The organism is Streptomyces sp. NPDC001502 (assembly GCF_042894785.1).
GTDB lineage: Bacteria > Actinomycetota > Actinomycetes > Streptomycetales > Streptomycetaceae > Streptomyces > Streptomyces kutzneri.
On record NZ_JBIAVW010000004.1, the window covers coordinates 137,179 to 156,356 of the forward strand.

Here is a 19,178-nt window from a genome sequence, read left to right on the forward strand (position 1 = left end):
AAGAAACCACCGTGCAACTCGAAGCGCACGCCCCGTCCGTACCGCAGACCCAACTGATCTCCCCGCCCGCAGTCCCGGAGGACCACACCTTGACCCCGCTCACCGCGCTGACCGCGCTCGACGACGCCATCGAGAACCTCGGCGTGCCCGTCCCCTGCCGTACCTTCGACCCCGAGGTCTTCTTCGCCGAGTCCCCGGCCGACGTCGAGTACGCCAAGTCCCTCTGCCGCACCTGCCCGCTGGTCGAGGCCTGCCTCGCCGGAGCGATCGAGCGCCGCGAGCCCTGGGGTGTCTGGGGTGGCGAGCTCTTCGTCCAGGGTGTCGTCGTCGCCCGCAAGCGTCCCCGTGGCCGTCCGCGCAAGAACCCGGTTGTCGCGGCATGACCGCCATCGGAACCATCGACCGCCCCCTGACGCACGACCCCTTGAAGCAGGCCCTCATGACCTCCTACACCACGAGCGAGCAGCCCCACGGCGCCGCCCACGCAGACTTCATCACCACCGGCGCGATCACCTCGCGTCAGAACAGGACCCGCGAAATGCAACTCATCCCAGAAGCCCTGGCTCGTGCCCATATGGACGAGCTCATGCGCGAGGTGGACGCCGAGCGCCACGCCGTGCGCCTGGTCACCGCCCGCCGCATGCAGCGGCGTGCCGAGCGCGTCTCCATGCGCGCCCGGCGTGCGCTGGCCATGGCCGTCATGCAGTAAGAGCTGACAGCAGCATCCCCGGGGGGACCGGTCCGCACGGACCGGTCCCCCCGGTGCGTTGCGCGGGCCGGTCCGCCCCGACGGGGATATCGTCTGGAGGTGGACCAGCCGACTCCCCACCCCGGCCCGTCGGGATCCGAGGCCCAGCCCGTCGTGTGCGCGGGCTGTGGCGCCAAGGCCCCGGGCGAGATCCCACCCACCTGGACCTGCTCGGTGGAGAACGGGACCAGACAGTACTTCTGCGTCGACTGTGCGCGCGCCAACCTCCGGTCGATCGAGGGCAGGCTCGACTCGTCCTGGTGGTGACGCGCCTACGCGGTCACTCGGCGGGGGCGAACCCCGGCAGCCAGGTGTCCAGTTCGTCCCGCAGCCGCACCGTCGCGCCCAGCTGGCACAGCACCCCGATGGTGCTCAGCGTCACGCGGTGGATCAGCAGGTAGGACGGCGGCAGGTTGATCTGCCGGCCCAACTGGTGCGCGGGGGAGCGGGGATCGGCGATCCGCGCCGCCTGGCCGCGCAGCCACGGCCGGGTGAAGGTGAACTCCTCGGCCTCGGCCGGCTCGATGATCGGCTTCAGGTAGTCCAGCACCGCGTCGGGATCGAGCTCGACGGACTCCCTCACGAACCCCTCGGCGCGCAGGTGCCCGTAGACCCCCTCGGCATCACCGTCCAGCGTCATCCGCAGCGACCTGCCGATGGGCTTGGGCCAGCCCCCGGGCAGCCGGTCGACCGTGCCGAAGTCCAGGACGCCCAGCCGCGTCCGGCCGTCCGCCCCCGGTATCAGCCGGAAGTTGCCCGGATGCGGGTCCGCGTGCAGCAGGCCGGTGCGCGCCGGACCGGCGAACAGGAACCCGGCCAGCAGCTGTCCGGCGCGATCCCGCTCCTCCTGGGTCCCGTCGGCTATCACCTCCGACAGCGGGGTCCCTTCCATCCACTCGGTCACCAGCACCTGGTCGCCCTGGTGCACGACGTCCGGCACCACCACGTCGGGGTCGTCCACGAAGGCGTCCGCGTGCGTCCGCTGGGCCTCGGCCTCCAGCTCGTAGTCGAGCTCCTCCGCGACCCGGTCGCGCAACTCCTTGATCAGCGGCTTGATCTCCATGCCGGGGATCAGCGGCCCCAGCAGGCCCGCGAACCGGCCCAGCTGCTTCAGGTCCGACAGCAGCGCCTCACCGGCCCCCGGGTACTGGACCTTGACGGCCACCTGCCGGCCGTCGTGCCACACCGCCCGGTGCACCTGCCCGATGGAGGCCGCCGCGGCCGGCTTGTCCTCGAACTCCTCGAACAGGTCCCGCCAGTCGGCGCCGAGACGGTCTGTCAGCACCTGGTGCACCGTCGCCGCGGGCAGCGGCGGGGCCGCCTCCTGAAGCTTGGTCAGCGCGGCCCGGTAGGGCCCCGCGACCTCCTCGGGCAGGGCCGACTCGAAGACCGACAGGGCCTGCCCGAACTTCATGGCACCGCCCTTCAGCTCCCCGAGGGTGCGGAACACCTGCTCGGCGGTGCGCTGCTGGAGCTCGCGCGCCACGATCTCCGCGGACTTGCCCCCGATCCGCTTGCCCAGCCCCCACGTGGCCCGGCCCGCTATGCCGAGCGGCAGCGCGGCCAGCTTGACGGTACGGGTGACCGCCTTCCGGGGAAGATCAGACATAGCCCCTCCAAGTCCCAGACAGCTGCGCCGCGAACGGCGGATTCAGGAAGGGCTCCGCCGACCCGACAGCCTCAGCGCATCCTGTCATGGCCCTCCCGGCCGCACCCCGCCCGATCCTCCTGCGGTGACCCGCCCGCCCCGCAGGGGCAGTCGGGATGCGGGTGGACCGGCGTGGATTCCCAGTGCAGGGCGGGGAGGGCCGCTTCCCAGCGGGAGGCCGTGGACGCGGGCAACTGTCCGTCGAGGAAGGCCAGCGCATGGGCCGCGGCCAGCCCGGCCACCGCCGTGGACAGCCCCAGGTCGCAGGCGGCACCCGTGCGGCGGCGGTGGGCCGAACGCCACTGCACGAGCATCCTCGGCCAGGCCGCGTCCCGGTCCACGCGGTCGCGCTCCATGCACCCCGCGCAGGCCGTCGACCCCGGCAGCACCAGCGGCCCCACCAGGCCCGTCCCCTCCAACACCCCCGCGTACAGATGCGGGATGCCCGCGGCGATCCAGTCGGCCGCGGTGTCCGGATCCGGGGCCCAGGCGTGCAGCCCGTCCCGGGGCGCGACCACCACCAGGGCCAGCCCCGGCTCCGCCCCCTCGTCCTCCCCGGCCCGCGGGGTGCGCCCCGGGGCCGCCCCGCGCACCAGCCTGCCCGCGGACTCGGCCCGCGGCCGGCCCACGCTTCCGGGGTCCAGCCCGCCCGGTGCCACGTCCGCCGGCTCCACCCGCCCCCCGTCGAGCACCTCCACCCGGCCCACGCCGGCTCCCGCCAGGACCGCGGCGATCACGGCCCCCACCCGGCCGCTCCCGCGCACCCGGACCCGTATCGCCCGGCGGGCGGCGATCCCCCGCAAGTCCCCGCCCGGCTCCCGGTGGACCAGGGACAGCGAACCGAGGTCGGGCCCCAGCCGCTCCACGGCCTCCGGATGCCCCCGCAGGGCCTGCGCCCGCGGACCGCCCGCCGTGACGTCGTCGAGCAGGCCGGCCCCCGCCAGCGTCCTGACCACCTCGTCGGCCCGGCCGTCCGGCAGCCCCATCCCCGAGGCCTCGGCCCGCAACAGCTCCATTCCCCGCGTGCCGTCGATCCGGTCGATCAGCGTGCCCGTCGCCGTGTCCACGGGGCCGAGCACCACCGCATGGGCGGGCGTCACCCCGAACTGAACCGTCTGCAGATCCCGCCACGCCCGCGCCAGCGCCGGCTTCACCTTCGGATACATGTCCCGTCCCCCTCGATATCCCGTGCGCATGCGCACCACCCGTTTCCCGCTCTTCCGCAACAGTGCCCGCCCACCGGAATCCGTGCAGGAATTTGTCCACAGGTGCGAGGTATTAGGCATATGAGATGAAGGGAAATGGGGTTCCGGAAATCGGCCCCGAATCCCTCGTGTTCGAACCGCGGACGGGCGGGACTTCCGCCACCACGACCGGGTACCGTCGTGGCGTGTCCGCCGACCCACCGCAGCGCGCCGTCGAAGTCCGCCGGAGCGCGCGCCGCCGCAGGACCGTATCCGCCTATCGCGAGGGTGACCGTACGGTCGTGCTCATCCCTGCCCGGATGTCCGAGGCGGAGGAGCAGCGCTGGGTGGGGGTCATGCTCGACAAGCTGGCCGCCCAGGAGAGCAAGCGCACCTTCGGGGACGCGGAGCTCACCGAGCGGGCCGCGCAGCTGTCCGAGCAGTACTTCGACGGCCGCGCCCGCCCCAACACGGTCCGCTGGGTCACCAACCAGAACACCCGCTGGGGCTCCTGCACCCCCGCCGAAGGCAGCATCCGGCTCTCGCACCGGCTCCAGGGGATGCCCGAGTACGTCGTCGACTACGTGCTCCTGCACGAGCTGGCCCACCTCCTCGTACCCGGCCACGGCCCCCGCTTCTGGGAGCTGCTGGAGGCCTACCCGCGCACCGAGCGGGCCCGCGGTTACCTGGAGGGCGTGGTCGCCGCCGAGCGGCTGCCGAAGGTCCCCGCCGCCCGCGAGGAATGAGCCCGCAGGTCCGCCCGCCGGCCCGTCCGCCGGTCCGCCCGCCGCCCCTCGTGCCGCACGCAGTGTTTTGTACCGGGTCGGTACCGGCTTGGCCGGATGTCGGCAATTGCCGTTAGCCTGAGCGCCACGCATTCACAGTCGGGATGGGGGACGGTCGTACGTATGGCCAGGGAATTCCAACGCGGCCACAAGGCCAAGATCAGTGATCTCACGGCGGGCACCGATCTGTACGTAGGCGTCCAGATCGCCGGATCCGGACTCGCCTTCGACATCAGCTGTTTCGGCCTCGACGCCAACGAGCAGCTGTCGGACGACCGTTACTTCGTCTTCTTCAATCAGCCGAAGTCTCCGGAAGAGTCCATTCAGCAACTCGGTGCGCAGTCGGGCGACACCGAGTCCTTCCGGGTGACGCTGGACCGCATTCCGGCGTCCATCCACAAACTGTCCTTCACCGCCACCATCGACGGTGCCGGACAGATGTCGCAGATCGGCCCCGGCTACATCCGGATCGTGGCCGGCGGCGAAGAGGTCGTCCGGTACGCGTTCACCGGCGCGGAGTTCACCACCGAGCGGGCCGTGATGCTCGGCGACTTCTACCTGAAGGACGTGTGGCGCTTCGCCGCCGTCGGCCAGGGCTTCGACGGCGGGCTCGACGCGCTGCTGCGGAACTTCGGCGGCGAGGTCGCCGAGGAGGCGCAGCCGGCGCAGCAGGCCCCGGCCGCGGCCTCGCCCGGGTTCGCCCCGCCGCCGCAGGCGGCCGCCCCGGCCCCGGCCTTCGGCGCCCCGGCCCCCGCTCCGCACGCCCCGCAGGCCCCGGCGCCCGCGCCGTCCTTCGGCGCGCCCGTGCCCGCGCCCGGCGCCGTCCCGCAGCCGCAGTACCAGCAGCCCGCGGCCCCGGCCCCGGCCCCGGTGCACGCCGCGCCCACCATGGCCGCGCCGCTCGCCCCGCCGGCCCCAGCCCCGTACGGCCAGCCGCCGCAGCCGCCGCAGCCGTCCTACGGACAGGTGCCGCCGCCCGCGCCGGCCCCCGCGCCCTACGGGCAGCCGCCGCAGCAGCCCTCCTACGGACAGGTCCCCGGCCAGGCCCCTGGCCAGGCCCCCGGCCAGTTCCCGGGCCAGCAGCCCGGCTACGCCCCGCAGGGCGTACCCGCCGCCGGCGCCGGCCTCGCCGCCGCGCTCCAGCCGTACAAGGAAGCCCCCACCGGCACCCGCTGGACCCCGCAGAACCAGCAGCTCATGCGCGTCGACCTCGCGATGGGCGGCCAGGCCGTCCTCGCCCGCCAGGGCAGCATGGTCCTGTACCAGGGCAAGGTCGACTTCAGCTACAAGGGCGCGGGCTTCGCCGGCCGCATCGTCGGCAACGCCACCGGCCAGGAGATGCAGCTCATGCGCTGCACCGGCCGCGGCCAGGTCTTCCTCGCGGAGAACGGCGCCCACCTGCACGCCATCGAGCTCCAGGGCGACGGGATCTGCGTCTCCGCCGAGGCCGTCCTCGCCTTCGACGAGTCGCTCCAGCACGAGGTCCGCCGCATCGAGGGCCACGGCATCCCCGGCGGCGCCCTGTTCACCATGCAGTTCCAGGGCACCGGCACCGTCATCGTCAAGACGCACGGCGTCCCGGTGGTCCTGCCCGTCACCCCGACCACCTTCGCGGACAGCAACGCCATCGTCGCGTGGTCCTCCGCCTCGCAGGTGATCATCTCCAGCCAGGTCCGGCTGCGGCGCAACGCCTACCCCGGCCACAGCGGGGAGACCGTGAACCTCCAGTTCCGCGGCGCTCCCGGCAACTTCATCGTCGTCCAGCCGTACGAGGTCTGAGGGAGCCCGACATGAACGCAATGAACCAGCAACTCGCGGGCTTCGCCCCCACCCCCGTCACGGCCCGCATGGAGAACCACGGCCGGGCCATGCTCAAGGTCGCCATGCAGAGCGGCCAGGACCTCTTCGCCCGCACCGGCTCGATGGTCGCCTACGAGGGCTTCGTCCAGTACGAGCCCAACCCGCCGGCCGTCCGCCAGATGGCCTCGCAGTGGATCACCGGCGAAGGCGCGCCGCTGATGAAGTGCACCGGCGACGGCCTGCTCTACCTGGCCGACTACGGCGCCGACGTGGTCGTCATCAACCTCAACAACGACTCGCTCTCGGTCAACGGCACCAACCTGCTCGCCTTCGACGCGCACCTCCAGTGGGGCGTCGAGCGGGTCAAGGGTCTCGCCAAGTTCGCCGGCCAGGGCCTGTTCAACGTGCAGATCGCGGGCACCGGGTGGGTCGCCCTGACCTCCCGGGGCACCCCGATCGTGGTCGACTGCGGCCGCGGCGAGGACGAGACGTACGTCGACCCCGACGCGCTCGTCGCCTGGTCGCCGAATCTCAAGGTCAAGGGAAAGCGCAGCTTCAAGGCCTCGTCGATGATCGGCCGGGGCAGCGGGGAGGCCTACCAGATGGCCTTCTCAGGCCAGGGCATCGTCGTCGTACAGCCCAGCGAGGACAGCACCGACCGGCTCCGGGCCCGGGGCTGAGGGGGAGCGGACACATCATGCAGAGCGCACTTTTCGCCCACGCCGAGGCGCAGTCCCAGGAGCGGTACGCCATCCAGAACCCGCAGCTGCTGCGGGTCTCGCTGACGGGCTCCGACGACGTACTCGCCCGTAAGGGCGCGATGGTCGCCTACCAGGGACTCATCGACTTCGACGGCGAGTACCAGACCACCAGCCAGCGGAGCGCCCGACGCCGCACCGGCGAGGGCCTGGACCTCATGCGCTGCTCCGGGCAGGGCACGGTCTACCTGGCCAACCTGGCCCAGTACGTGCACGTCGTGGACGTGGACCAGGACGGCCTCACGGTCGACAGCAGCTACGTGCTGGCCCTGGACTCCACCCTGCACACCGAGGTCATCGCGGTGGACAGCCAGTACGGGATCTCCGGCTCGGGCAAGTACCAGCTCAACATCTCCGGCCGCGGCAAGGTCGCGCTGATGACCTCCGGCCAGCCGCTGATGATGCAGGTCACGCCCGACAAGTACGTCAATGCCGACGCGGACGCGATCGTGGCCTGGTCCACCTCGCTGCGGGTCCAGATGCAGGCCCAGACGCACTCCACCGGGGTGTGGCGGCGCCGTGGCAACACCGGCGAGGGCTGGGAGCTGAGCTTCCTCGGCACCGGCTTCGCGCTGGTGCAGCCCAGCGAGGTGCTGCCGCCGCAGAACGCCCAGCTCGGCCAGGGCGCCGCCGCGCAGTTCGGCATGGGCCAGCACGGGTCCCACGCGCAGAACCAGAACAACGCCTGGAACTGACGCTTCCCGGCACGGCGAAGGGGCGGACCCACCAGGGACCGCCCCTTCGCCGTGTCCGCGCGCGGCGCCGGTCTGCTCAGCCGCCGAGCCGGGCCAAGGTCGCCTCCAGCAGCCGTACGACGGACGCGTCGGCCACCGCCGCCACCTCCTCGTACGGGAACCAGCGCAGGTCCAGGGACTCCTCGCTGATCTCCGCCACCGCGCCGGCCGGAGCCAGCGCCGCGTACTGCACATCCAGGTGCCAGTTGCACGGCGCCGGGATCGGATGCCGGTCCAGGCGCACCGGCCCGCCGTCGAGCAGGGTCAGCCCCGACGCGATGCCCGACTCCTCACAGGCCTCGCGCAGCGCCACGTCGGCCAGGGTCGCGTCACCGGGCTCGCAGTGGCCGCCCATCTGGAGCCACATGCCGAGCTTCTTGTGCAGGGTCAGCAGGACGTGCCCCCGCACCGGGTCGATCACCAGCGCGCTGCCCGTGACGTGCCCGGCCCCGCAGGGCTTGTAGACCCCGTCCGGGTGGGCCGCCAGGTGCTCCAGGTAGAGATCGCGCAGCTCCGGCTGGTCCTCGTACGCCTTCAGGACGAGGACCGCGTCTTCGTGCAGGCTCACTTCTTCTCGTCGCCGTCCTGCTCGCGCTTCTCGGCGGCCTCGCCGAGCATCTTGTCGATCTCGGAGAAGTCCAGCTGCTCGCGGTGCACGAACCCGTCCGGGTCGTCCAGGTCGGAAGCCGTCGGCAGCATGTCCGGGTGCTCCCACAGGCCGTCACGGCCGTCGACGCCCCGGGCGTCGGTGAGAGAGGCCCACAGCCGAGAGGCGTCCCGCAGCCGGCGCGGGCGCAGCTCCAGGCCGATGAGCGTCGCGAAGGTCTGCTCGGCGGGACCGCCCGAGGCGCGCCGCCGCCGCATGGTCTCGCGCATCGCGTCCGCCGAGGTCAGCCGGGGCTTGGCGGCCTCGTGCACCACCGCGTCGACCCAGCCCTCGACCAGCGCGAGCGCCGTCTCCAGGCGGGCCAGGGCGGCCTTCTGCTCGGGGGTGTCCTGCGGCTGGAACATGCCGCCCTGGAGCGCCTCCTGCAGCTGCTCCGGGTTCGACGGGTCGAGCTGGCCGACCACGTCCTCCAGCTTCGAGGTGTCGACCTTGATGCCGCGGGCGTAGCCCTCGACCGCACCGAACAGGTGCGAGCGCAGCCACGGCACGTGCGCGAAGAGCCGGGCGTGGGCCGCCTCGCGCAGAGCGAGGTAGAGCCGCACCTCGTCCGAGGGCACGCCCAGGTCCTTGCCGAAGCTCTCGATGTTCAGCGGCAGCAGCGCGGCCTTCCCGGCCGGCCCCAGCGGCAGGCCGATGTCCGTCGAGCCGACGACCTCGCCCGCGAGGGTGCCGACGGCCTGGCCGATCTGCTGGCCGAACATGGCGCCGCCCATGGAGCGCATCATGCCGAGCAGCGGGCCCGCCATGGCCTGCATCTCCTCGGGCAGCACGCCGCCCATGGCCGCGCCGACGCGCTCCGCGACCGGGTCCACGAGCTCCTTCCACACCGGGAGGGTCGCCTCGACCCACTCGGCGCGGCTCCAGGCCACGGCCGTGGTGGCGCCCGAGGGCAGCGAGGTCACACCGTCCAGCCAGTGGTCGGCGAGGCGCACGGCCTCCTCGACGGCGGACTTCTCGGCGACGCCGACGCTCGTGTCCTTCACGTCGTCCGCGGTGCCCCGCGCGACGGTCTGGCGGGCGATGTCCTTGGCCATGTCCCAGTTCACGGGACCGCCCTCGTAGCTGAGCATCTGGCCGAGCTGCTGGAAGGCGGCACCGAGGTCGTTCGGGTTCATCGAACCGAACATCGCGGCGAACGGGTTGTCCGCTCCGGGAGCGCCCGCACCGCCCGGCAGACCCATGCCGGGGAACCCGAAGGGATTCGCCGGGCCGCCCTGGCCGCCCTGGTTGCCCTTCTTCTTGCCATCGTCGCCGTTCTCCGGCTCCTCCGGCGGAAGGCCGAATCCGAATGGGGTGTCGCTCACGGGTTTCCTCGGCTCGTAGGGCCGCCGGCGGGAGCCGACGGGCAATGGTCCGACAACACCACCCAGCGTAGACACCGCGGCCGCATCCGGGCTCGGTGCTCCGCCGACTCCTGGGCTGCGGCAGGATGGACATCACCTGGTGGGTACGCGTCACGACGCGTCCCTACTGAAGACAACCGCTGGAGACGCCCGGTGAGTTCCCCAGATCCGCAGTTTCGCGCGATGCACGACGACGAAAACAGCTCCGAGCACGGTGACAGCGCCCCCGGCGTTCGCCAGCCGCGAAACACGGAGGGAATCCGCCGGCGCAGCCCGGTGATCGCCGTGACCGGCGCCGCCTCGGGCGTCGGCGCGGCCCTGGTGAGCCGCCTGGCCGCCTCCGACGAGGTCAAGCAGGTCGTCGCCATCGACGAGCGACGGGGGGACTGCGCCGCCGCGCAGTGGCACATCCTCGACGTACGGGACCCCGCGATCGCCGAGAAGCTGCGCGGCGCGGACGTCGTGGTCCACCTCGCCCTCGACCTCGACCTGGAGACGGACCCGGCGGCCCGCACGGCGTACAACGTGCGCGGCACCCAGACCGTCCTGACGGCGGCCGCCGCGGCCGGCGTGCACCGGGTCGTGCTCTGCACCTCGGCGATGGTCTACGGGGCCCTGCCCGACAACGACATCCCGCTGTCCGAGGACTCCGAGCTGCGGGCCACCGCCGAGGCGACCGGCGTCGGCGACCTGCTGGAGATCGAGCGCCTCGGCCGCCGGGCCCCCCGCGCCCACCCCGGACTGAACGTCACCGTGATCCGCCCGGCCGTCCTGGTCGGCGGCACCGACACCGCCCTCACCCGGTACTTCGAGTCCCCGCGGCTGCTCGTGGTGGCGGGATCCCGCCCCACCTGGCAGTTCTGCCACGTGGACGACCTGGTCAGCGCCCTGGAGTACGCGGCGCTGGAGAAGGTCGAGGGCGAGCTGGCCGTGGGCTGCGAGGGGTGGCTGGAGCAGGAGGAGGTCGAGGAGCTGAGCGGCATCCGCCGCATGGAGCTCCCCTCCGCGGTCGCCCTGGGAGCGGCGGCCCGGCTGCACCGGATCGGCCTGACCCCGTCCCCGGCCGGGGACCTCGCCTACACGATGCATCCGTGGGTGGTCAGCGTCAGCGGGCTGCACGCGGCGGGCTGGCGGCCGCGCTGGACCAACGAGGAGGTGCTCGCCGAGCTCCTCCAGGAGGTCTCGGGCCGGCACACGGTCGCGGGCCGCCGGCTGGGCCGCAGGGACGCCGCCACGGCCGCCGGTGCGGCCGGCGCGACGGTGGCCCTGCTGGGCGCGGCCGCCGCGGTCCGCCTGGCGCGCAAGCGGCGCGGGATCTGACCCTGCGGGCCGGGCCGCCTGCCCGGTGCGGCGCCGTTGCCGGGGCCACCGCCCCCGGACCCCCGGACCCCCGCGCCTCAAACGGCGGCGAGGCCGGTTCGTGCCGGTGCCCGGATTGGTAGGAGGCTCCCAAGGCGGCGTTCGCGCCCCGGGCGAATCTGCTATTTCGCCGGGTCGGCGGCTAAGGCACGATGAGGGCATGGCACCGCACTTCGACCACCCCGGTGAGCAGGCCGCCTCGGACCCGATCCGGCTGCTCCAGATCCGCGAGACCGCCCTGTCGATCGACGAGGTCTTCCAGGCCGTCGGCGACGACGCGTCGGGCGGTACGACGCTCTTCGTCGGCACGGTGCGCAACCACGACAGCGGGGCGGACGTCGACTCGCTCGGCTACTCCTGCCATCCGACGGCCGAGGCCGAGATGCGCCGCGTGGCCGAGCGCGTCGTGGCCAAGTTCCCGGTCCGCGCCCTGGCGGCCGTGCACCGCGTCGGTGACCTGGCCGTGGGCGACCTGGCCGTCGTCGTCGCCGTGTCCTGCCCGCACCGCGGCGAGGCCTTCGAGGCCGCCCGGATGCTGATCGACGACCTCAAGCACGAGGTCCCGATCTGGAAGCACCAGACGTTCAGCGACGGTACCGAGGAGTGGGTCGGCGCCTGCTGAGGCCCGGGCCGCGCAGGCCGCCGGACGGAGTCCAGCTCAAGGAGGGCGACGTTCGGCGACGGCACGGAGGCGGGGGTCGGCGCTGCTGAACCCCCGGTCACGGAGCGCCACCCGGAAGGCGGTAGCCTCGCACCCGATCGGCCGCGCAACACGCCCTCGATTTGCGTAACCCCCCCACGGGCACGAGCGTTGAAGCCACCAACGAAACGTACTTCGGGGTAGGGAGGCACGCCCATGGCGTCTTTGGCGTGGTTGCTGATTCCGCTGTCCGCCGCGATCGGAGCGGCGATATGGGGCAGCTGGGCGGCACGCGACCGCACACAGGGTGACATATCCGAGCTCGCGGGTTACGCGCGATTCCGGGAAGCCATGGCCAATGCCGATCAGGCCAGGGTGAAGGCCGACGCCCATTCCTCCCCGTCCGCCCCCGCCGCCTCCGACGCCGTCTGAGAAGCCCACCGCCCCTCGACGCTCCGCGACCGTCCCGCTCCGGTCCGCCGCCGTCGGTGAGATTCCGCTGAGAGTTTCGCGTCCGGACCCCGTACGGACCGGCCCCGAGGGCCGCCCGCCAGGGCCGTCCCGTACTGTCGGATCCATGCCACGCCGCACCGCGACGATGCTCGCTTCCACCCTGGTGCTGTTCGCGCTGCTCTGCGCAGGGGTGTTCATCAAGGTCCCGTACTCCGAGATGAGCCCCGGCCCGACCGTGAACACGCTCGGGGACTCGCACGGCGCGCCCGTCCTCAACATCGCGGGGCGCAAGACGTACCCGACCAGCGGTCACCTCAACATGACCACGGTCCGCGTCACCGGTGCGGACTACGACATGAGCCTGGTGGAAGCGGTCTACGGGTGGCTGGCCGGCGACAACATCGTCGTCCCGCACGAGAACCTCTACCCGGACGGGAAGACGGAGGCGGAGTCCACCCAGGAGAACGCCGAGGAGTTCAGCCAGTCGCAGCAGAGCGCCAAGGTGGCGGCCCTGAAGCAGCTCGGCATCCCGGTCACCGCCCGGGTGATCGTCTCCACCGTGGTCAAGGACAGCCCCTCCGAGGGCCGGCTTCACGCCGGGGACGTGATCAAGGCCGTGGACGGCACCGCCGTCACGGCTCCCGAGGACGTGGCCAAGCTCGTCACCAAGCACAAGCCGGGTGAGCCGGTGGAGTTCACGATCGTGCCCGCCAAGGAGGCCGCCGAGGCGGCGAAGGCCGGCAACAACGACCCCGCCACCTCGAAGCTGACGATCACCGCGGGCAAGGCGGAGGGCGACGGTCACGCCATCGTCGGCATCCGGGCGGGCACCGACCACGCCTTCCCGTTCACGATCGACATCAAGCTCGCCGACGTGGGCGGCCCGAGCGCCGGGCTGATGTTCGCCCTCGGCATCGTCGACAAGCTCACCCCGGAGGACCTGACCGGCGGGAAGTTCGTCGCGGGCACCGGCACCATCGACGACGCGGGCAAGGTCGGCCCCATCGGCGGCATCCAGATGAAGACCATCGGTGCCCGCAAGGCCGGTGCCGAGTACTTCCTGACGCCCGCCGAGAACTGCGCCTCCGCGGCCTCCCACGTCCCCGACGGGCTGACCCTGGTCAAGGTGTCCACCATCGACGACGCCACGAAGGCACTGGAGAAGATCAGCAAGGGGGACACGGCCGGGCTGCCGCAGTGCACGGGCTAGCCCAGACCGCTCCTGCGTCCCCCTGACGGACAGGACCTACGAGAAGGTCGCCGCCAGGGCCTCCGCCAGGCCGGGCACCAGGCCCGCACCGGTGAGGACCTCCGTCGAGGAGTCCTTCTCGCGCAGCCGTACGGCCGACTCGCGCGATCCGTCGCGCAGCACGGCCACGGTGAGGCGCACCTCCTGCCGCTCCGGGTGCCCGGCGACCCACTTCGACAGCTGCTTGTCGTTCAGGCCCTCCGGTACGGAGGCCTCCGCGGACGGCGGCAGCATCAGGCGCTCCACCGTCAGCGCGCAGCCGACGACGGCGTCGGGCCAGGCGATGGTGCCGAGGAACTTGTCGAGCGGCGTCCCCTTCGGGACCTCGTCCTGCTCGATGGGGGTGAGGGAGGACTTGCCGGCGTCGTCCTGGTCGAGACCGAGCTGGCCCGCCAGCCGCGGCTCCTGCTTCTTGAGCCGGGCGGTGTCGACGAGGGCGAAGAGCCGCGCGGGCCTGTCCCAGCCGAGGCCGGCCGCGTACTCGTCGATCTCAAGGCAGGCGCGCGTCAGCGGACTGGCCGCCATGGGGGTGCCGGGGGAAGGCGAAAGGTTGGACATGGGCAACATCCTGCCTCCTTTCCATCGATTACCGGGAACTGACCAAAGCCTCAGTAAGTTGCATGAGTGGGCTCTACGATCGGGGGCCCGTTCATTACCAGACTCAGCGACTTTCGAGGTGCGCACCTTGGCTTTCCAGATGCCGGACCGCGGCGGAGGCCCTTCCGGGCCACGGATGAGAGTCGGCCGCCCCTCCCGGCGGGCCCGAACTCTCCTGATGACCTTGGGCGTGCTGGCCGTCCTGGCCATGCTCTTCATCATGTTCGCGGGCTTCTGGACTGACTGGCTCTGGTTCCGCTCCGTGAAGTACTCCACCGTCTTCACCACCACCCTGTGGACCAAGATCGGCCTCTTCGCCGTCTTCGGTCTGCTGATGGCCGGTGCCGTCGGTTTCAACATCTGGCTGGCTCACCGGCTGCGGCCGCCGCTCAGCGCGATGTCGATGGAACAGCAGAGCCTCGACCGCTACCGGATGAGCATCGCCCCGTACAAGAAGTGGCTGCTCCTGGGCATCGCGGTGCTCGTCGGCCTGATCGCGGGCGCCTCGGCGGCCGGCCAGTGGAAGACCTGGCTCATGTACGTGAACGGGGTGCCCTTCGGTTCGAAGGACCCGCAGTTCCACATGGACGTGTCCTTCTACACCTTCGACCTGCCCTGGTACCGCTTCCTGCTCGGCTTCGGCTTCGCCGCGGTCGTGCTGTCGGTGATCGCCGCGGCCGTCGTGCACTACCTGTACGGCGGACTGCGCGTGACCAGCCCGGGCGCGCGGGCCACCGCCGCCGCCACCGGCCACCTGTCGGTGCTGCTCGGCCTGTTCGTCACGCTCAAGGCGGTCGCCTACTGGCTCGACCGGTACGGGCTCGCCGTGAAGTCCAGCGACTTCAAGGCCGCCGACAACTGGACGGGCCTGCGCTACGTCGACGCGAACGCCTACCTGCCGGCGAAGACGATCCTCGTCGCCATCGCCGCGATCTGCGCCGTGCTGTTCTTCGCGACGCTGTGGCGCCGCACCTGGCAGCTGCCGGTCATCGGCTTCGGCCTGATGGTGCTCTCGGCGATCCTGATCGGCGGGCTCTACCCGGCGATCGTGCAGAAGTTCCAGGTCCAGCCGAACGAGCAGGCCAAGGAATCCCCGTACGTCCAGAAGAACATCAAGGCCACGCGCGACGCCTACGGCATCGCCGGCTCGGAGGTCACGGACTACCCGGGCGTCCCGCAGACGGAGGACCGGGGCAAGCTGCGGCCGCAGGCCGACACCACGGCCAGCATCCGCATCCTCGACCCGAACATCGTCTCGCCGGCCTTCCAGCAGCTCCAGCAGGTCAAGGGCTACTACGCCTTCCCGTCCACGCTCGCCGTGGACCGGTACAGCGGCCAGGACACGGTCATCGGGCTGCGCGAGCTGAACATCGGCGGCATCCCGAAGAACAACTGGATCAACGACCACTTCAAGTACACGCACGGTTACGGCGTGGTCGCGGCCAAGGGCACCACCGTGAAGGAGGGCGCTCCCGACTTCACCCAGTCCGACCTGCCCTCCAAGGGTGTGTTCGGCACGGACTTCGAGCAGCGCATCTACTACGGCGAGCAGACGAAGCAGTACTCGATCGTCGGCGGTCCGCAGAAGGAGCTCGACTACTCGGACGACAAGGGCGAGAAGGAGACGAGCTACAAGGGCGACTCCGGCGTCAATCTCGACAACCCGGTCAACCGCGCCGCGTACGCGCTCACGTTCAACGAGCCGCAGATCCTCTACTCGGGCGCCATCGGCGACGGCTCGCGGATCCTGTACAACCGCACGCCCAAGCAGCGCGTCGAGGCCGTCGCCCCGTGGCTGACCATCGACGGTGCGCCCTACCCGGCCGTGATCGACGGCCGGATCAAGTGGATCGTCGACGCGTACACGACCACCAACGGGTACCCGTACGCCTCGCGCACCACGCTGGGCCAGAGCACCGCGGACTCGCTGACCAACAGCCAGCGCGCGGTGGTCGCCCAGGAGAACCAGGTCAACTACATCCGCAACTCGGTGAAGGCCACCGTCGACGCGTACGACGGCTCGGTCGACCTGTACCAGTGGGACACCGAGGACCCGGTCCTGAAGACCTGGATGAAGGCGTTCCCGGGCACGGTGAAGCCCAAGGCCGACATCGCCAAGCCGCTCATGGAGCACCTGCGGTACCCGCAGGACCTCTTCAAGGTCCAGCGCGAACTGCTGACCCGGTACCACGTCACCGACCCGCAGACCTTCCTCAGCGGCAGTGAGGCGTGGGCGGTCCCGGACGACCCGACGACCAAGGCCGGTACGGCCGTTCCGCCGTACTACCTGTCGATGAAGATGCCGGGCCAGAAGGAGAAGGACCAGGTCTTCTCGCTCACCACGACGTTCACGCCGAACGAGCGGCCCAACCTGAGTGCCTTCATGGCGGTCAACGCCGATCCGGGCACTCCGGACTACGGCAAGATCCGCATTCTGAAGATGCCGACCAGCAAGCCGCCGGACGGCCCCGGTCAGGTGCAGAGCAAGTTCCAGTCGGAACCGAAGATCGCCGAGTCCATCCGCCTGCTGCGCGGTGGCGACTCGGAGATCGAGTACGGCAACCTGCTCGCGGTGCCGCTCGACGGCGGGATGCTCTACGTCGAGCCGGTCTACGTCCGCAGCTCCGGTCTGAAGTACCCGCTGCTGCGCAAGGTGCTCGTGACCTACGGCAACCAGACGGCCTTCGAGGACACTCTGGAGAAGGCGCTGAACGTGGTCTTCGGGGCCGAGGCGCCGACCGTTCCGGTGCCGCCGGAGCAGCCGCCTGGCGAGGGCACCGTCACACCGCCGACCATCCAGGACCCGACGGTCAAGGCGGCGCTCGCCGACGCGCAGAAGGCCATCGAGGATGCCGAGAAGGCCCGGCAGGCCGGTGACTGGGCGGCCTTCGGCAAGGCCCAGGACGAGATCAAGGCCGCTCTGAAGCGGGCGATCGAGGCCGAGGCGAAGCTGACGGCGCCCACCCCGGCCGGCCAGTGATCAATGGGTAATGGTTCCACCCCGCGTCGTGATACTGTGGTTTCACCGACGCGGGGTGGAGCAGCTCGGTAGCTCGCTGGGCTCATAACCCAGAGGTCGCAGGTTCAAATCCTGTCCCCGCTACTGAAGATGAAGGCCCGGATCCATGGGATCCGGGCCTTCGTCATGTCCGGGACGGACACGCGGTAGCCGGGGAGGGTGACTTGTGGGTGGAGCGTGTTTGACTTACCTCACTGTGGGCATGTCGACAAAACGCTGTAGTGACCTCACTGGCTGCGACATACCAGGTGTACGCGGGTAGCAGGTGATGCGACGATGGGATTTATGGGGGACAGGTCAACTCTGCTGGAGACAGGGCGGTTTGTGAGGGCGGAGTCCGGAACGGACACAGAGGCCGAGGGGGCGGCTCCGGTCGCCGACGCGCAGACCGCACTGACCGATGCGGATTTCGCGCAGGAGATGTTCGCCGAGACCGACGCGGCGAGCGACGCCGAGCTGGAAGCACGGCACCGGGTGGCCGCCGACAAGGGCGACCCCGGAGCCATGAGCGTGCTCGGCGCGCTGCTGCTGCGCCGCGGCGACCTCGACGGCGCCGAACCGTACCTGCGGGGAGCCACCGGCGCGGGGGACCGCGCCGCCGCGAACAACCTCGGCGTGCTCCTCCACCAGCGGGGCTACCCCGAGGACGCGGCAGGCTGGTGGCGGGTCGCCGCCGTCGCCGGATCCGCCCCCGCCGCGCACGCCCTCGGCCGCTACTTCCGTGAGCGCGGGGACGAGCCCGCCGCGGAGTACTGGATGCGGCAGGCGGCCGAGTCCGGCCACGCGCTGGGCGCGTACGGGCTGGCCGACCTGCTGGAGCACCGCGGGGACAAGGGCGTCGAGCGGTGGTTCCGCGCCGCCGCCGAACAGGGGCACCGCGAAGCCGCGTACCGGCTGGCGAGGCACCTGCGCAAGGGCGACCCCACCGAGGCCGAGCAGTGGTACCGGCAGGCGGCCGCGCGCGGGCACCGGCGGGCCGCCCTGCACCTGGGCGCCCTGCTGGAGGCGCGCGGCGAGCTCAAGGAGGCCGGGCGCTGGTACCTGACCTCCGCCAAGCAGGGAGAGGCCCGGGCGGCGTGCGCGCTCGGCTTCCTGCTGCGCGACGCCGGCGACGAGGAGAGCGCCGCCGTGTGGTGGCACCGGGCGGCGCAGGACGGCGACGGCAACGCCGCCAACGCGCTGGGCGCGCTGCACGCCGCACGCGGCGAGACCCAGACCGCGGAGCGCTGGTACCGGACCGCCATGGACGCGGGCGACCAAAACGGGGCGTACAACCTTGCTCTGCTGTGCGTCGCACAGGACCGGACCGCGCAGGCCGAGCAGTGGTACCGGCGGGCCGCCTACGCCGGGCACCGCGAGGCGGCCAACGCGCTGGCGATCATGCTGCTCCAGGTCGGGGACGCGGCGGGCGCCGAGCCCTGGTTCTCGAAGGCGGCCGAGGCGGGCAGCGTCGACGCCGCGTTCAACCTCGGGATCCTGTTCGCCAGCCGCGACGAGGACCGGACGGCGCTCAAGTGGTACGAGCGGGCCGCGTCGGCCGGTCACACCGACGCGGCGCTGCAGGTCGGCATCGCGCTGGTCCGGGACGGCGAGGACAGGGCGGCCGAGCGGCACCTGCGCTGCGCGGCGGGCGGCGGCAGCGCGGAAGCGGCGTTCCGCCTGGCCGCGCTGCTGGAGTCGCTGGCCCCGCCGCCGGAGCCGGTGGCCCTGGGCGAGCCCGTGGGCGGCGCCCCGCGCACCGAGAGCGAGGAGTGGTACGAGCGGGCCGCCGAGCTGGGGCACCGCCGGGCCCAGGTGCGGGTCGGCATGCTGGCCGCCGCCCGCGGCGACCTGGCCGTCGCCGCGCGCTGGTACCGGGAGGCGGCCGAGGCGGGCTCCCGCAACGGCGCCTTCAACCTCGGGCTGCTGCTGGCCCGCGAGGGGAGCGAGCCGGAGGCAGCCCTGTGGTGGACCCGCGCGGCGGTGGCGGGCCACGGCCGCGCCGCCCTGCGCCTCGGCCTGCTCGCGGCCCGCCACGGGGACCTCGCGGAGGGCCAGAAGTGGTGCGTGCGCGCCATGGAACTGGGCCCGGCCGAGGTCTCGGAACGCGCGGCCCGGCTCCGCGAGGCGCTGGCCGAGGAACTCTCGGCCTGAGCCCCGGCAAGACACCCCGGGCGGTGTCCTGCCGGCCAGGCCGGGCTCGCGGTGCGGCCCG

Annotated in this window: 18 protein-coding genes and 1 tRNA gene; 14 read left to right on the forward strand and 5 right to left on the reverse strand. The window is 71.9% G+C overall.

Annotated features, from left to right (window positions below):
* The first annotated feature begins 11 nt into the window (after positions 1-11).
* From ACFY0D_RS07845 to ACFY0D_RS07855, 3 genes are all read left to right on the forward strand, one after another.
* Positions 12-383, forward strand: a complete 372-nt coding sequence (locus ACFY0D_RS07845; RefSeq protein ID WP_202199827.1) for a WhiB family transcriptional regulator — start codon at positions 12-14, stop codon at positions 381-383.
* A complete protein-coding gene (locus ACFY0D_RS07850; RefSeq protein ID WP_390797513.1) occupies positions 380-709 on the forward strand; it encodes a hypothetical protein in 330 nt (109 codons plus the stop codon). Before ACFY0D_RS07845 ends, ACFY0D_RS07850 begins: the two co-directional genes overlap by 4 nt.
* A gap of 99 nt (positions 710-808) precedes the next feature.
* Positions 809-1,015 carry a hypothetical protein gene (locus ACFY0D_RS07855; protein ID WP_390797514.1) on the forward strand — a complete coding sequence of 69 codons (207 nt, stop codon included), beginning with the start codon at positions 809-811 and terminating at the stop codon, positions 1,013-1,015.
* A gap of 13 nt (positions 1,016-1,028) precedes the next feature.
* Here the strand turns inward: ACFY0D_RS07855 and ACFY0D_RS07860 are convergent, their stop codons facing one another.
* Together ACFY0D_RS07860 and ACFY0D_RS07865 are read right to left on the reverse strand one after the other, a co-directional pair.
* Positions 1,029-2,357 (reverse strand): ABC1 kinase family protein, encoded by a 1,329-nt coding sequence (locus ACFY0D_RS07860; RefSeq protein WP_390797515.1) that lies wholly within the window; start codon positions 2,355-2,357, stop codon positions 1,029-1,031.
* Positions 2,358-2,428: 71 nt separating this feature from the next.
* Positions 2,429-3,562 carry a ThiF family adenylyltransferase gene (locus ACFY0D_RS07865; protein WP_390797516.1) on the reverse strand — a complete coding sequence of 378 codons (1,134 nt, stop codon included), beginning with the start codon at positions 3,560-3,562 and terminating at the stop codon, positions 2,429-2,431.
* A 125-nt stretch (positions 3,563-3,687) separates the two neighbouring features.
* Here ACFY0D_RS07865 and ACFY0D_RS07870 point away from each other — a divergent pair, with 125 nt between their 5' ends.
* The 4 genes from ACFY0D_RS07870 (at position 3,688) to ACFY0D_RS07885 (ending at position 7,618) form a co-directional block, all read left to right on the forward strand.
* On the forward strand, positions 3,688-4,326 hold the full coding sequence (locus ACFY0D_RS07870; protein ID WP_390797517.1) for a M48 family metallopeptidase: 639 nt from the start codon (positions 3,688-3,690) through the stop codon (positions 4,324-4,326).
* Positions 4,327-4,488: 162 nt separating this feature from the next.
* Complete coding sequence (locus ACFY0D_RS07875) at positions 4,489-6,144, forward strand: TerD family protein (protein ID WP_390797518.1); 1,656 nt, start codon at positions 4,489-4,491, stop codon at positions 6,142-6,144.
* Between the two features lie 20 nt (positions 6,145-6,164).
* On the forward strand, positions 6,165-6,845 hold the full coding sequence (locus ACFY0D_RS07880; protein ID WP_030011152.1) for an AIM24 family protein: 681 nt from the start codon (positions 6,165-6,167) through the stop codon (positions 6,843-6,845).
* A 17-nt stretch (positions 6,846-6,862) separates the two neighbouring features.
* Entirely contained in the window at positions 6,863-7,618 is a 756-nt protein-coding gene (locus ACFY0D_RS07885) for an AIM24 family protein (RefSeq protein ID WP_390797519.1), read from the forward strand.
* Positions 7,619-7,694: 76 nt separating this feature from the next.
* Here the strand turns inward: ACFY0D_RS07885 and ACFY0D_RS07890 are convergent, their stop codons facing one another.
* Positions 7,695-8,225, reverse strand: a complete 531-nt coding sequence (locus tag ACFY0D_RS07890) for an NUDIX hydrolase (protein WP_390797520.1) — start codon at positions 8,223-8,225, stop codon at positions 7,695-7,697.
* Positions 8,222-9,628, reverse strand: a complete 1,407-nt coding sequence (locus ACFY0D_RS07895) for a zinc-dependent metalloprotease (RefSeq protein WP_390797521.1) — start codon at positions 9,626-9,628, stop codon at positions 8,222-8,224. The genes ACFY0D_RS07890 and ACFY0D_RS07895 overlap by 4 nt, the downstream gene beginning before the upstream one ends.
* Before the next feature lie 222 nt (positions 9,629-9,850).
* Here ACFY0D_RS07895 and ACFY0D_RS07900 point away from each other — a divergent pair, with 222 nt between their 5' ends.
* The 4 genes from ACFY0D_RS07900 to ACFY0D_RS07915 all read left to right on the forward strand — a co-directional run bounded on the left by ACFY0D_RS07900 (position 9,851) and on the right by ACFY0D_RS07915 (position 13,329).
* On the forward strand, positions 9,851-10,987 hold the full coding sequence (locus ACFY0D_RS07900; protein ID WP_390797522.1) for an SDR family oxidoreductase: 1,137 nt from the start codon (positions 9,851-9,853) through the stop codon (positions 10,985-10,987).
* Positions 10,988-11,186: 199 nt separating this feature from the next.
* On the forward strand, positions 11,187-11,648 hold the full coding sequence (locus ACFY0D_RS07905) for a molybdenum cofactor biosynthesis protein MoaE (protein ID WP_030010759.1): 462 nt from the start codon (positions 11,187-11,189) through the stop codon (positions 11,646-11,648).
* Positions 11,649-11,882: 234 nt separating this feature from the next.
* Positions 11,883-12,098, forward strand: coding sequence for a hypothetical protein (locus ACFY0D_RS07910; protein ID WP_390797523.1), 216 nt, complete (start codon positions 11,883-11,885; stop codon positions 12,096-12,098).
* Positions 12,099-12,243: 145 nt separating this feature from the next.
* Entirely contained in the window at positions 12,244-13,329 is a 1,086-nt protein-coding gene (locus ACFY0D_RS07915; RefSeq protein ID WP_390797524.1) for a PDZ domain-containing protein, read from the forward strand.
* 36 nt (positions 13,330-13,365) lie between these two features.
* Here ACFY0D_RS07915 and ACFY0D_RS07920 read toward each other — a convergent pair whose 3' ends face one another.
* Positions 13,366-13,935 carry a PPA1309 family protein gene (locus ACFY0D_RS07920; protein ID WP_390797525.1) on the reverse strand — a complete coding sequence of 190 codons (570 nt, stop codon included), beginning with the start codon at positions 13,933-13,935 and terminating at the stop codon, positions 13,366-13,368.
* Between the two features lie 130 nt (positions 13,936-14,065).
* Here ACFY0D_RS07920 and ACFY0D_RS07925 point away from each other — a divergent pair, with 130 nt between their 5' ends.
* The 3 genes from ACFY0D_RS07925 (at position 14,066) to ACFY0D_RS07935 (ending at position 19,117) form a co-directional block, all read left to right on the forward strand.
* The gene (locus tag ACFY0D_RS07925) at positions 14,066-16,945 is read left to right on the forward strand and encodes a UPF0182 family protein (protein WP_390797758.1); all 2,880 of its coding nucleotides are present in this window, start codon (positions 14,066-14,068) and stop codon (positions 16,943-16,945) included.
* A gap of 49 nt (positions 16,946-16,994) precedes the next feature.
* Positions 16,995-17,068 (forward strand) — tRNA-Met (locus tag ACFY0D_RS07930).
* Between the two features lie 192 nt (positions 17,069-17,260).
* Positions 17,261-19,117: a tetratricopeptide repeat protein gene (locus tag ACFY0D_RS07935; RefSeq protein ID WP_390797526.1), complete on the forward strand. Its 1,857-nt coding sequence runs from the start codon at positions 17,261-17,263 to the stop codon at positions 19,115-19,117.
* Positions 19,118-19,178: the final 61 nt, after the last annotated feature.

Excerpts from the sequence above, each read along its gene's own strand:
- ACFY0D_RS07850 (WP_390797513.1), top strand. The coding sequence starts at position 380 with ATGACCGCCATCGGAACCATCGACCGCCCCCTGACGCACGACCCCTTG.
- ACFY0D_RS07860 (WP_390797515.1), bottom strand. The coding sequence starts at position 2,357 with ATGTCTGATCTTCCCCGGAAGGCGGTCACCCGTACCGTCAAGCTGGCC.
- ACFY0D_RS07865 (WP_390797516.1), bottom strand. The coding sequence starts at position 3,562 with ATGTATCCGAAGGTGAAGCCGGCGCTGGCGCGGGCGTGGCGGGATCTG.
- ACFY0D_RS07870 (WP_390797517.1), top strand. The coding sequence starts at position 3,688 with ATGAAGGGAAATGGGGTTCCGGAAATCGGCCCCGAATCCCTCGTGTTC.
- ACFY0D_RS07875 (WP_390797518.1), top strand. The coding sequence starts at position 4,489 with ATGGCCAGGGAATTCCAACGCGGCCACAAGGCCAAGATCAGTGATCTC.
- ACFY0D_RS07880 (WP_030011152.1), top strand. The coding sequence starts at position 6,165 with ATGAACCAGCAACTCGCGGGCTTCGCCCCCACCCCCGTCACGGCCCGC.
- ACFY0D_RS07885 (WP_390797519.1), top strand. The coding sequence starts at position 6,863 with ATGCAGAGCGCACTTTTCGCCCACGCCGAGGCGCAGTCCCAGGAGCGG.
- ACFY0D_RS07900 (WP_390797522.1), top strand. The coding sequence starts at position 9,851 with ATGCACGACGACGAAAACAGCTCCGAGCACGGTGACAGCGCCCCCGGC.
- ACFY0D_RS07905 (WP_030010759.1), top strand. The coding sequence starts at position 11,187 with ATGGCACCGCACTTCGACCACCCCGGTGAGCAGGCCGCCTCGGACCCG.
- ACFY0D_RS07910 (WP_390797523.1), top strand. The coding sequence starts at position 11,883 with ATGGCGTCTTTGGCGTGGTTGCTGATTCCGCTGTCCGCCGCGATCGGA.
- ACFY0D_RS07915 (WP_390797524.1), top strand. The coding sequence starts at position 12,244 with ATGCCACGCCGCACCGCGACGATGCTCGCTTCCACCCTGGTGCTGTTC.
- ACFY0D_RS07920 (WP_390797525.1), bottom strand. The coding sequence starts at position 13,935 with ATGTTGCCCATGTCCAACCTTTCGCCTTCCCCCGGCACCCCCATGGCG.
- ACFY0D_RS07925 (WP_390797758.1), top strand. The coding sequence starts at position 14,066 with ATGCCGGACCGCGGCGGAGGCCCTTCCGGGCCACGGATGAGAGTCGGC.
- ACFY0D_RS07935 (WP_390797526.1), top strand. The coding sequence starts at position 17,261 with ATGGGATTTATGGGGGACAGGTCAACTCTGCTGGAGACAGGGCGGTTT.